Source organism: Xanthomonas sp. 10-10 (genome assembly GCF_040182365.1).
In the GTDB taxonomy this organism is placed as follows: domain Bacteria; phylum Pseudomonadota; class Gammaproteobacteria; order Xanthomonadales; family Xanthomonadaceae; genus Xanthomonas; species Xanthomonas arboricola_F.
On the sequence record NZ_CP144460.1, the window covers coordinates 1,820,273 to 1,832,555 of the forward strand.

Annotated in this window: 10 protein-coding genes; 4 read left to right on the forward strand and 6 right to left on the reverse strand. The window is 65.1% G+C overall.

What is annotated here, in order from left to right; translation table 11 throughout:
* Nucleotides 1-14 precede the first annotated feature (14 nt).
* The 3 genes from VZ068_RS07755 to VZ068_RS07765 all read right to left on the reverse strand — a co-directional run bounded on the left by VZ068_RS07755 (nucleotide 15) and on the right by VZ068_RS07765 (nucleotide 3,776).
* Nucleotides 15-1,964 (reverse strand): DUF885 family protein, encoded by a 1,950-nt coding sequence (locus VZ068_RS07755; RefSeq protein ID WP_259153472.1) that lies wholly within the window; start codon nucleotides 1,962-1,964, stop codon nucleotides 15-17.
* Between the two features lie 355 nt (nucleotides 1,965-2,319).
* Nucleotides 2,320-3,096 (reverse strand): queuosine precursor transporter, encoded by a 777-nt coding sequence (locus VZ068_RS07760; RefSeq protein WP_349657340.1) that lies wholly within the window; start codon nucleotides 3,094-3,096, stop codon nucleotides 2,320-2,322.
* 5 nt (nucleotides 3,097-3,101) lie between these two features.
* On the reverse strand, nucleotides 3,102-3,776 hold the full coding sequence (locus VZ068_RS07765; protein WP_259165718.1) for a DUF502 domain-containing protein: 675 nt from the start codon (nucleotides 3,774-3,776) through the stop codon (nucleotides 3,102-3,104).
* 449 nt (nucleotides 3,777-4,225) lie between these two features.
* Between VZ068_RS07765 and VZ068_RS07770 the strand changes: the two genes are divergently transcribed.
* On the forward strand, nucleotides 4,226-5,587 hold the full coding sequence (locus VZ068_RS07770; RefSeq protein ID WP_349657341.1) for a hypothetical protein: 1,362 nt from the start codon (nucleotides 4,226-4,228) through the stop codon (nucleotides 5,585-5,587).
* Between the two features lie 307 nt (nucleotides 5,588-5,894).
* On the opposite strand, the gene VZ068_RS07775 is transcribed toward VZ068_RS07770, so the two are convergent.
* Nucleotides 5,895-7,448 (reverse strand): alginate export family protein, encoded by a 1,554-nt coding sequence (locus tag VZ068_RS07775; protein ID WP_349657342.1) that lies wholly within the window; start codon nucleotides 7,446-7,448, stop codon nucleotides 5,895-5,897.
* A 376-nt stretch (nucleotides 7,449-7,824) separates the two neighbouring features.
* Between VZ068_RS07775 and VZ068_RS07780 the strand changes: the two genes are divergently transcribed.
* Both VZ068_RS07780 and VZ068_RS07785 read left to right on the forward strand, forming a co-directional pair.
* Nucleotides 7,825-8,187: a PadR family transcriptional regulator gene (locus tag VZ068_RS07780; protein ID WP_349657343.1), complete on the forward strand. Its 363-nt coding sequence runs from the start codon at nucleotides 7,825-7,827 to the stop codon at nucleotides 8,185-8,187.
* Entirely contained in the window at nucleotides 8,184-9,095 is a 912-nt protein-coding gene (locus tag VZ068_RS07785) for a sensor domain-containing protein (RefSeq protein WP_259153477.1), read from the forward strand. The genes VZ068_RS07780 and VZ068_RS07785 overlap by 4 nt, the downstream gene beginning before the upstream one ends.
* Before the next feature lie 178 nt (nucleotides 9,096-9,273).
* Here the strand turns inward: VZ068_RS07785 and VZ068_RS07790 are convergent, their stop codons facing one another.
* The gene (locus VZ068_RS07790) at nucleotides 9,274-10,617 is read right to left on the reverse strand and encodes a polyhydroxyalkanoate depolymerase (RefSeq protein WP_259153478.1); all 1,344 of its coding nucleotides are present in this window, start codon (nucleotides 10,615-10,617) and stop codon (nucleotides 9,274-9,276) included.
* A gap of 501 nt (nucleotides 10,618-11,118) precedes the next feature.
* The gene (locus VZ068_RS07795) at nucleotides 11,119-11,721 is read right to left on the reverse strand and encodes a class I SAM-dependent methyltransferase (protein WP_349657344.1); all 603 of its coding nucleotides are present in this window, start codon (nucleotides 11,719-11,721) and stop codon (nucleotides 11,119-11,121) included.
* A 74-nt stretch (nucleotides 11,722-11,795) separates the two neighbouring features.
* Here VZ068_RS07795 and VZ068_RS07800 point away from each other — a divergent pair, with 74 nt between their 5' ends.
* A complete protein-coding gene (locus tag VZ068_RS07800) occupies nucleotides 11,796-12,242 on the forward strand; it encodes a CopD family protein (RefSeq protein WP_349657345.1) in 447 nt (148 codons plus the stop codon).
* The last annotated feature ends 41 nt before the right edge of the window (nucleotides 12,243-12,283 follow it).

Here is a 12,283-nt window from a genome sequence, read left to right on the forward strand (position 1 = left end):
CCGTGATGCCGCGCTCACCCTTTTTGCGTTGCGATCCAGCGCTGGATCTTGTCCTGCAGGATCTCCAGCGGCACCGAGCCATCCTTGAGTACTTCGGTATGGAAGGCACGGACGTCGAAGCGCGGCCCCAGCTCGCGCTGCGCCTGCTCGCGCAGCTGCGCGATCTTCATCTCGCCGACCTTGTAGGCCAGCGCCTGGCCGGGGATGGCCATGTAGCGGTCGACTTCGGCTTCGGCATCGGTGCGGCTCATCGCCGAGTTGTCCAGCATGTAGTCGATGGCCTGGGCCCGCGTCCAGCCCTTGCTGTGCAGGCCGGTATCGGCAACCAGCCGGATCGAGCGCCACAATGCGTTTTGCAGGTAGCCGTAATAGTTGTAGGGGTCCTGATACAGCCCCAACTCGCGCCCCAGCGATTCGGCGTACAGCCCCCAGCCCTCGATGTAGGCGGTCTCGCCTCCGAGGCGGCGGAACTTGGGCAGGTCGGTCAGCTGCTGCTGCAGCCCGAGCTGGTAGTGGTGGCCCGGAATCGCTTCGTGCAGGTACAGGCTCTCCGCTTCCCAGGTCTTGCGCGAGGGCAGGTCGGAGGTATTGACGTAGAAGATGCCCGGGGTGCCGCCATTGCTGCCGGTGACGCTGGGACGCATGTACGAGCCGCTGGCAGCCGATTGCGCGCGCTGCGGTTCCACCGCGCGTACTTCCAGCTCCGGAATGCCCTGCAGGGCGAACAGCCGCGGCACTGCGCCTTGCACGCGCCCCTGCAGGCCACGGTAGTACCCCAGCAGCTCGGTGTCGCTGCGGAAGCCGAAGCGCTTGTCGGTCTGCATGAACTTGTAGAACTTGGGCAGGTTGCCGCGGAACTTGACCTGCTTGGTCAGCGCGGTGATCTCGCCCTGCAGGCGCGCGACCTCCTCCAGCCCGATCTGGTGGATCTGCTCCGGGCTCAGGTCGGAGGTGGTGCTTTGCCGCACGTCATAGGCGTACCACGCCGCGCCATTGGGCAGCGCGGCCAGGCCGTCGCTGTCACGGCAGGCGGGCAGGTATTCGGTGGCGATGAAACCGCGCAGCGCGCGATAGGCCGGCAGGATGCGCACTTCGATCAGCCGCTTGTACTCGGCGGTGAGGCGCTGCTTGTCGGCCTCGGGGATGTCGGCCGGCAGGTTGCGGATCGGCCCCCAGAACAGGCTGTCTTCGGCGCTGCGCGCGATGATCGCATCCAGCTGCGGCAACACCTTCTGCATCAGTACCTTGGGCTGCACCACGCCGGCCTGCATGCCGGCGCGCATGTTGGTGATGGCCTGATCGAACAGGTCGGGAATGCCCAGCGCACGCCGCGACCAGTTGTCGTAATCCTTGACCGTCTTGAACGGCTGCGCGCCGGTGCCCGAGCCCAGCACCACCGTAATGCTGGCGATGTTGTAGAACTGGTTGATCGGTAGCATCCAGCTGGGGAACTGCTCGGCTGCCAGGGCGCTGCGCGCATCGCGCACGAAGATCTGGTAGCTGAGCAGGTCCTGCCCGCTCAGACCGTCCGGCCCCAGTGCTTCGGCCTTGCCCAGCCACAGCACGGTGAAATCGTGCGACTGCTGGCGGAACGCCGGCGACAGGAAGTTGGGCAGCTGGTCGTTGTAGCGGGTCTCGCCCTGGAAGGTGGCCTGCAGCGGGTTGAGCTTGAGCGAAGCGTCCCAGTACTGGTCGTAGAGCAGGTTGAGTTGCTGCGCCTTGGTCAGCACCACCGGTGCGGCCACTGCGCGCGGCCTGGCCTTGGCGGCCTTGCTGCCTTTGGCCGTCTTGGAGGCCTTGGCCGCCGGCTTGGTGGTCTTCTTGCCTTTGCTCGCCTTCGCGCGCGTCTGCGTGGTCTGTGCCTTGGCGGTCTTCTTCTTGGCCGCATCGGCGGGCGCTGCCACTGACAGGCTCAACACGGCGGCGAGGGCCAGCGACAGCAGGCGGGAAAAGCTGAGGGGCATTACCGGCTCCGGAAACAAGCGAGCGGGGAGCTTGCCCGATCCGCACCGTTACGGCCAGCCGTGCGGCGCATGCGGCGTGCATGCAATTCAGATGCGGCACGGGCAGCGGAGGGGGCCTGGCTGCAATGGTGCGCTGCGATAACCCGCCGCGCAGCGTGCTGCCATGGGCGCTGCCGGCCTCGGTCAGGCACCGTGTGGGCACCGCGCCGTCTCAAGAGCAGCCGACAAAACGCCTGTGCTCACCGCCAGACGGGCGCGGCCGGTACTTGGCCCCACGGGGACCACGCGGGTACCCCGATGCCGAGTGCGCGGTCGGCCCCAGCCGACGACTGCGCGCTACGTTTGGTGGCCGCTCTTAGTCGGCAGCGGCTTCTTCGCGCAACTGCTCGGCGCGTTCGGCACCCAGATACGCGCTGATGGCGCGGCGCGCAAGGTATAGCAGCGGAATCAAGGCGATCGCAAAACCCATCTTGTAGATGTAGTTGAGTGTGCTCACCGCCAGGAACTGGTCGGTGGACCAATGCTGCGGGCCAAGCACGAACGCGATGTAGATCACCACGAAGCTGTCCACCAACTGCGACACTGCGGTGGAGCCGGTGGCGCGCAGCCAGACGTGTTTTTCGCCGGTGACCTTGCGGATGCGATGGAACACCGACACGTCGATCAACTGGCCGAACAGGAAGGCCACCAGCGAGCCGCCGATCGTCCACAATCCCTGCCCGAACACCGCCACGAATGCGGCCTGGTAATCCGGCACGCCCTGGCTCTGCGCCGCGGTCACCCACCAGCCTGCCGGCGCTAATGCGATGGCGGCAAACGCGAACACGAAACCGTAGCCGATCAGCGCAACCGCCACCCACGAGATGAAACGCACCCCGCGGCTGCCGAAGAACTCGTTGATGGTGTCGGTCATGATGAACACCACCGGCCACAGCAAGGTGCCGGCGGTGAAGCTGAGCGAACCGGTCTGGCCGAACAGGTTCCAGTTCAGCGGCGCGATGCCGAGGGTGTCTTCCAGTGCGAAGATCTTGACGCCGATGAACTCGGCCAGGGCCGCGTTGACGCAGAAGAATGCCGCCAAGGCAATGAACAGGCGGACCGCACGATCGTCGAGGGTACGCGTGTGTGTCATGGGCTTCAGCGATCCGCAGTACGGGTGAAGGGAACCGACTCCGGCGCAACCGCGCCACCGGAAATGATGAAACTCATCGCCTGGTCCACGCTCCAGTCGGTGGGCGTGAGCAGTTCGACCGGCACGATTTCCAGATAGCCGGAGGTGGGGTTGGGCGTGGTCGGCACATACACCGCCGCCAGCTCACGGCCGGTGCCTTGCTCCTTGATCACGCGCGTGACCAAGCCGACCGACTTCATGTCGCGATGCGGGAAGTCGATCAGCACCACGCGCTGCGTGCTACCGGGCTGGGTCTGCAGGATGTCGAGCAGTTTGCGCGCGCTGTCGTAGACCACGCTGGCCAGCGGGATACGCCGCATGATCGCCTCGAACCAGCGCAGCAAACGTTGGCCGATCACCCGCCGGCTCAGGATGCCGACGAACAGGATCGCCCCCACTGTGGCGATCAGTGCGATGGTGTTCTGCACCCACAGCGCCTTGATCCAGCCCAGGTAATCGGGAAACGAGGCCGCGATGCGCTCGGACAATGGCACCACCCACGGGCTGCTGATGCCAGAGAGCAGTGAAAAGACGAACTTCACCACCACCCATGTCAGCCAGACCGGCAGCAGGGTCAGCAACCCGGTCAGAAACACGCGTTGCAGGGAAGGGCGGGGATGCGGAGTGGGGGATTCGGACATCTGCGTAGTGTAGGCATTCGGCCGCGTCCGGTGCAGGTGGGGCGGGGATTCGGGATTGGGCATTGGGGATTGGTAAAAGATGCACTGCTGCGTGCTGAAAGGTGACCAACACGCAGTGACACGTTGCGTGCGCAAGGCAGCAGCAGCTCGCTTCCTTTTCCCGCCAGGAGGAGGGGCGCACGGCGCCGGATGCGCCTATGACAGCCGCGACTGCCTGGGAGACTGAGCTTGATAGCGCCGTGCTCAAGCGAAACATGGGTTATGGAAGGTGAGCAGTGCCGTGGTGCCTTGGCTTGGCGGGGTGCGGTCGTCCGTCGAACGGATGCCGATGCTTTTTGCATCCTGAAATATCTCGCCCAGGGGGGGGGGGCGATGCGCGTTCGCTCGGGTTGTCGTTTGCGCATGCTCTCGCACTAAGATGTGCCCTCTCCAAGGAAGGTTGAACGCGCATGCTCGGCAGATTCCTCAAGTCGGCTTTGTTGGGTGTCTGCATCCTGCTGGCAGCGTTGGTGGCGCTGTATGCGGTTTCCAGGCGCTGGCCGATTCCCGAGCCGCAACGCCAGGCGCTGGCGCAGCTGCGGCAACCGCCGCCGCCGTTGCGCGGAACCAACATGTTCGTCGCGCTCTGGTCGCTGTCCTACGCCATGCCCGAGGCGCAGCGAGAGAGCCTGCTGGCCGAGGATGTGGAACGGTTCAACCGCTTGCCGGCAGGTACTCCCTTTCGGAGTGCTTTGGCGCATGTCCCGGGCCCGCCGCACTGGCCATCGTCTGCCCCTGCGCTATGCAGCGCCAGCGCCGGCGGCTGCCTGGAGCGCGTGCGCCAGCAGCCGCAGGCCTATGCCGATGCGCTGGCCGCCCAGGCGCCGCTGTTGGCCAGGCTGCGCGCGCTGGCCACGTACGCCGATTACCGCAGCCCGTTCCGCGCAGACATCACTGCGCCGCTGCCGGAGTCGCCACGGTTGCCGTTGTCGATGACCGGCAACGCACTGGACTTCGTGCAGGGCCGCACGCTGCAGGCGTTATCGGGTGTCTGCGCCGATGCGCAGACGGCGCGGGTGCTGCTGCGCAGTGGCGATAATCTGGTGATGCCGTTGATCGGCGCGGCGATGTTGCGCGCCAATGCGTATCTGCTCGCCGACATGCTGGCCGAACTGCCGGCGCAGCACCCGTTGCCCGCGCAGTGCGCCACTGCCTTTATGCCGCTGGCCGTAGACGACATCGCGCTGTGCAATGCCTTGCACGGTGAGTCGCGTATGGCGTTTTCGCTTCTGAAGGAGAAGGTGCTCTCGCAAACAGGCAACCTGTCCTGGGAAGAGCGGATGTCGCTGCGCGTGTTCGATCGGGAACGCACCCAAGCCTTGCTCGCACCCACCTATACCTGGGCCTGCAGCGCGCCGGTGCGCACCTTGCTGGCGCAGGATCAGCCGGTGCCGCAAACGCTGATTCCGGCGCCTCAAACGGCATCGGTGGCCTGCGTGGCCAATTTGATGGGCTGCCTGCTGGCAAGTGCGGGGCAGCCGGACTACGCCAATTACCAGCACAAGATGCAGGACGCCGCTGCTGCACTGCGCGCGCTGTCGGCGGTGCAGTGGTTGCGCGATCGCCCGACCGATGCAAGGCCGCTCGCGCAGCGGGTGGCCGACCTCCCACCTGCGCTACGCGGGCAGGCGCGCGCCCTGCAGGCTGGCTCCGACGGCAACAGCCTGCTGCTGCGGCAATACGCAAGACCGGAAGCAAGCGCAGCTGACGACCGCTGGCCGTTGGCGGGCAGTGCGCTTGAGACAGAGCGCCGGGCGCCGTTGATTCAGTAAGGACAGTGCCTTTTCGATGTGCCCGGCACCGTCAGGCCGATGACGGATGCGGACCGCGTTTGCGTGCAACGCAGCCGGTTGCGGCGTGGTCGACCGGCGGAGCAGCGCGACCATCCGTCGCCACAAGTGACCGAGGGTAGCGCTTGTCTGTTGCGTGCAGCGTGCGAAAAACCCCGGGGCATCAAAACGATCAAGGCTGAAAACCAACATGCCGCGTCCTTGCCGGACGCGGCATGTGATCCAACAGCGACTGGTTTAGAAACGCACGCACACCGGGTCGGCACATTGCAGCGCCGACAAACGGCGTTTAGAACCGGAAGTTCAACCAGCCCATCACGAAGGTCGAATCGCCGTAACCGGCCTTCTCCAGTGCAGGCCCTGCCATCAGATGCTCGGCGCGGAAGGTCACCGACCAGTTCGGATCGATATTCCACGTCGCGTTGATGCGCGGCATGGTGCCGATGCGGCGCTCGCCGGTGCCCTGGGTGCGTGCATAGGCGCGCGCCTGATTGTTGTAGATCGCATCGCTGGTGGTCTGCCGCCACAGGGTTTCCCATTCCAGGTTCACGGTGAGCTTGGAGGTGGGCGAGAAGGTGAACGTCGGGGCGGCGGTGACCAGGTTCACCGGGCCAAAGAACGTGGCCCAGCTGAAGTAGATCGTATTGCCGTACAGGAAGTTGTTGTTGCGCAGCGTGCCGGTGCCGGAGGTGCCGCCGCCGCCGGAGGCGATTTCGCTGTGGAAGCCCAGGCGCGGCTTCCAGCCGTTGTCGCTCAGCGTCCACGCATTGGAGGTGCTGGCCATGTAGGCGCGCAGGTCGCGCCCGCCGAAGCTGCCGCGTTGCACGGTCACGAACGAGTCGGTACGCAGCTTGCCCACGTTGCCCCACAACCGCAGGCCGTAGTAGTTGCGGTTTTCTTCCGCGGTCTGGCGGCCCCACACCTGGTTGTCGTTGCGGAACTGATAGAAGAACGGCTCCAGATACATCGGTTTGGCGGTCGGCAACCGATAGCCGCCCACCACGCCACGGAAATGCCGCGAACGGTCGATGCGGTCGTCACCCAGGCCTTCGGTGCCATCCAGGTTGAAGTTGAAATCGAACACGTCCACGCGGGTCTTTTCGCCGATCGCCCAGGCGCGCGCACCGTTGAAGGTCACGAAGATATCGGTGTTGTCGCGCAGCGCCATCAAGGTGGTGGGGCCGTCGACGAACACCTGGCGGCCGACCCGCAGGCCGGTGTCGGCGCCGCCGATGTTGCCCTTCACGTCGAAGAAGACCTGCTGCAGGATCGCGTTGTTTTCCTGGGTACCGGTCTTGGCGCCCTCGTTGCGTCCATCCAGGCTGCCGTGCGCCAGTTCCGTATACAGACGGAAGTGTTCGCCCACATGCAGGTCCGCACCGAAGAACGCGCGCAACAGGTATTGCTGCTGCGAATGGCTGCCGGGAATCAGGCCCGGGTTGGTGATGGTATTGCTGCGCACGCGCAGCTCGTTGCTGAGCGACAGGTACACGTCGCCCGACGCATTGAGCGGGATGTACTTGAGCGGGTCGAACGGGCTCTTGCGCTTGGATGGGTCCTTCAGATAAGACCAGTCCTCGGCCCAGCGCACCTGCCACATGTTGCCGCCCTGCTTGGCGCCCCAGCCCTGCGCCTCGAGCGGGTAGCCCTTGGCGGTGGCGGGTGCGGCGGTGACCGGCGGCTTGGCAGGCTCCGGCTGGGTCTGTTCGGCATTGGCTGGCGCAGGCTGTGTCTGCGCAAAGCCCAGCACCGGCAGCGCCAACCCGATCGCAAGGCACAGGCGCCGGGTGGCTCCAAAGGAAGTTTCAGCCATGGCCGGCTGCGCCAAGCGTGTCAATTGCATCGTATTGCCCCGTCGAAAGTGAAAAACCCCTGAGCGAAACTTATCGGCACGGGGGACGTCGACTGTAGTTAAGCCGTGCCAGAAAGGCAGTAACCCAAAGGTTCTAAGCTCATGAACGCACTGGGGTTTGCACAGGCGAGCGCGAGTGGGGCGGGGAGTGGGGATTGGGCATTGCGGGGTTGGCAACGGCGGCGCTGGGGCTGCGGTGGACCGCATTGCGATGCCGACGATTGCCCAAGCGAGCCGGCGGCCCCGCCTTTGTTTTTGCTTTCGCAAATCCCCAATGCCGACTCCCCCATCACCGCCCATGACTACCGGCACATTCGCTATAGCTAGGTTCTACATAGTATGAGCTTCGACCTAGCGGAGATGACCGATGAGCGAGCCGGATGTCTACCTGCGCAAATTCCAGAAGGAGCTGAGTGCAGGCACCGTGTCGCTGGCCTTGCTGGCGGTGCTGGCCCAGGCCGAAGAACCGCTGTACGGCTATTTGATCGCCAAGCGGCTTGAGCGGCTGGAGGGAGTGCTCAGCGGCAAACAGAGCGCCTTGTATCCGGTGTTGCGCAATCTGGAAGGGTCGGGGCTGTTGCACAGCCATATCGAGCCGTCCGCATCGGGACCGCCGCGACGCTACTACCGCATTACCGACAGCGGGCATGACTGCCTGCGCCAATGGATCGCCGCTTGGCGCGCCACCCGTGATTCCGTTGATTCCGTGCTGGAGGGGACCCACTCATGATGACGATCGCACAAACACGTCCGTTGCCGACCACCATTGCCGATTACCTGACGCAACTGCGGCAGGCGCTGGCCGGTGCCGACCCGGCGATGGTCCAGGATGCGCTTTACGACGCCGAAGAATATCTGCGCGCCGAGCTTGCCGAACACCGTGACAAGAGCGAAGCGGAGGTCATCGCAGGCGTCGCCGGCAGCTATGGCGCGCCGGATGAGGTAGCCGAGATCTATCGCGAAACCGAAGTCACCGTCAGCCGTGCGCTGCGCCCGCCGCTGCCGCCTCGCCGTGCCTCATGGATCGGCAAGTTCTTCGGTGTGGCCGCCGACCCGCGCACCTACGGCGCGCTGTTCTACATGTTGCTGTCGCTGTTGACCGGCATCTTCTATTTCACCTGGGTGGTTGCCGGGGGCAGCCTGTCGTTGGGCCTGTTGATCCTGATCATCGGCGTGCCGCTGCTGGTGCTGTTCTTCGGCTCGGTGCGGATGCTGTCGCTGGTGGAAGGGCGCGTGGTGGAAACCTTGCTGGGGGTGCGCATGCCGCGCCGGCCGTCCCATCCGGGCCTGCAGGGCGGCTGGCTGCAGCGGATCGGCGAGATGTTCACCGACCTGCGCACCTGGAGCACCATGCTGTACTTCCTGCTGATGCTGCCGCTGGGCATCGTGTACTTCACGGTATTCGTCACGCTGCTGGCGATTTCGCTGGGGTTCGTCGTCGCGCCCGTGCTGTCACTGTTCGACTCCGGCGTGGTGATGACCTTCGGTGGTGTGGATGTCGTCAATGGATGGCTGACGCTGCCGATCTGCGTGCTCGGTGTGCTGCTGCTGTTCGTGACCCTGCACCTGGCGCGTGCGATCGGCGCTGTGCACGGCATGCTGGCCAAGCATCTGCTGGTCAAGAGCGGTGCGATCTGAGTGGATCGATGCAGGCGGCCTCGCGCAGGCGGTCTCGCTGAGCAGGCCTGCGTCCTCCGCGAGTGGTTCAGACACGACGACGGCCGCACGCATGTGTTGCTGCAGATATGGATGAGGCAGTCGCGCGCATAAAAAAACGCTCCCGGTCGACGACGACCGGGAGCGTTTGTGCGTGCGCTCAGGCGCGCTTGCCGCGCTTGCGGATGGGCGTGACGGTGGCGGGGTCGCGGCTGCCGACCGGGTCTGCGTCATAGCGCGCGATGAACTCGCGCACCTGCGGGTAGACCACTTCGCGCCAGCGGCGGCCACTGAAAATGCCGTAATGGCCGGCCCCTTCCACCACCAGATGGCGACGGTGCGCCGCATCGATACCGGTGCACAGATCGTGCACCGCTTCGGTCTGGCCGAGCCCGGCGATATCGTCCAGTTCGCCTTCGATGCTCAACAGGGCGGTGTTGCGGATCGCCGACGGCTTGACCAGCTGGCCGTCCACCTTCCACTTGCCCTGCGGCAGCAGGAAGTCCTGAAACACCACGCGGATCGTGTCCAGGTAATACTCGGCCGGCATGTCGAGCACGGCGTTGTACTCGTCGTAGAACTGTCGATGCGCCTGCGCATCCTGCAGATCGCCCTTGACCAGATCGGTGTAGAAATCCCAATGCGACATCACATGCCGATTGGGGTTCATCGACAGGAAGCCGGCGTGCTGCAGAAAGCCCGGGTACACCTGGCGGCCATGCCCCGGATACGGGAATGGCACGGTGTGGATCAGGTTGTTCTGGAACCACTCGATGCCGTTTTCCGTCGCCAGGTTATTCACCTGGGTGGGGCTGCGGCGTGCATCGATCGGCCCGCCCATCATCACCAACGAGCGCGGCGTGGGTTCGTCGTTGGTCGCCATCAGCGACACCGCCGCCAACACCGGTACCGTGGGCTGGCATACGCTCACCACATGCAGGCGCTCGGCGCCGATATGGCGGATGAAGTCCTGGATATAGCTGATGTAGTCCTCGAGCCGGAACGCGCCTGCCTCCAGCGGCACCATGCGCGCGTCCACCCAGTCGGTCACATAGACCTTGTGGTTGCGCAGCAGCGTGCGCACGGTGTCGCGCAGCAGGGTGGCGTGATGGCCGGATAACGGCGCCACCACCAGCACGGCCGGTTGCTCCTTCATCTTGCCGATCAGCTCGACGTGGTCGCTGAAGCGCTTGAAGCGCAGCAGGCGACAGAATGGCTTGCTCAGCACCTCGCGTTCGATGATCGGCAACGAATGGCCGTCGACCTCGACATCGTCCAGTGCCCAGGCCGGCTTTTCGTATTCCTTGCCCAGCCGATGGAACAGCTCGTTGCTGGCCGCCATGCGTTCGGCGCCGGGCAGCGAAGCCCACAGGCTGTCGGGGTCGGAGAACATCTTGGCGTTCGCCTGGGCCTGATGCACCCAGGGGGCTAGCAGATTGCGGGTCAGCTCATGCAGTTGATAAAGCATTCCACCCATCCGTGCGGTTTTGCTGCCGCGCAGCATACCGGGTTTGGCGCATTTGCACCTTAATGGGGCTGCGGACGGTAGAGGCTGTCATAGAAGGTATGGCGGGCGTAAGCAGCTTTGTCTGCCGCTGGTTGTGGTCTTTCGAGCGGCTTCGCACGGCTTGCAGATCGCGTTCGCCGGCAGGGTAAGCCCTCTCGGGACAGGGGGCGGGGTGAGGGGATGGGCGAAGCCACATGTGCATTCAAACTCCATGAGGCTTCGCACGTACCCTCATCCGCCCCTGCGGGGCACCTTCTCCCGGCGCGAGAAGGAACAGCTTCGTGCGTCTGGAATATAGCGTTCGCCAGCAGAGTAACGTTCGGCCTGCACAATCAAGCCCCTCTCCCTGCGGGGCGAGAAGGCACTGCTTGCGCGCCATGGCGCGCGTGCCTTGGAGCGCCGCGCCACAAGCGCGGGCCGGGGCGCGGAGTGGGGATTGGGGAGAGGGTACGGAGCGAAGCTACACGCAATAAGTGCCTCAAGTAGCCAACGGACTCGTCAAGCGCGCTCCAGCGCAGATGTCTCATCTGCCAGCTGCGGCGACAACCAGCAATGCGACCCCAGCGCAGCGAATCCGACGCTGGCAAAGCGCTTGCGATACCAGCGCGCCGGGCGGGGCTGGAAGCCGTCGTGGTCGCCTTCGAATGCGTCTTCCTGCGCAAAGGTCTCCAGAAACGCCACGCCCGCGCACATGTCGGCCAGCCCCGGCAGGCCCTGGTTGAACTCGCGCGTGGGCACGTAATGCAGCACGTCCGAGCAGATCAGCAGGTCCACCGGTGCGCCGGGGCGTAGCCAGGCGAAATCGCCGAAGCGGGCGGGGTGGATCTGCCGGCTGCGTCCGTAGCGCTGCACGGCGTAGGCGCTGCTGTCGAAGCCCAGGTAGCTGAGCTTGGGCCGCAGCGCCAACAAGGGCGCGCGCCAGGCCGCTTCGCCGCAGCCGATATCCAGCACGCTGCGGATCGGTCGTTCCAGGTAATACTCGGCCTGTGCGACGGCGAGTGCGACCTTGCGTCGCAGGCGGGCCGGGTCGGCCAGCCCGGCATCGCGGTACCAGCGGCGGAAATACCGGGCGTCGTACTGTTTTTCGTCTGACTGCTGCATGGGGCTCAGCTGCTTTCGCGTGCGCGGATAGGTGAAAATGCGGGCCATCCTACGCGAGCCAGCGGAGCCAGCGCATGACCCTGTATTTGTGGATCAAGACCTTCCATCTGCTGTTCGTGATCGCCTGGATGGCGGCGGTGTTCTATCTGCCGCGCATTCTGGTCAACATCGCCGAAGCCGGCAGCGAGCCGTCCGTGCGTGCGCGGCTGGTGCTGATGGGCCGCCGCCTCTACAGGTTCGGCCACAGCATGCTCGGTCTGGCGCTGCTGCTGGGTGCGGTGCTGTGGCAAGGCTATCGCGTGATCCCCGACTTCCCGACGATGGTGACCGGCGGCTGGCTGCACGCCAAGCTGTTGGCGGTGGCCTTGATCCTGGCGCATTACATCGTGGCCGGGAGCTGGTTGAAGGGCGTGGACCAGGGCCGCGCGGTCCCGAGCGGGCGGGCATTGCGCTTGTTCAACGAGGTGCCGGTGATCCTGCTGGTCGGTGTGATCTGGCTGGTGCTGGCCAAGCCTTTTTAGGCCGCGATGCCGACAAGGCGGCGCAGCGTCGCCTTGTCGGC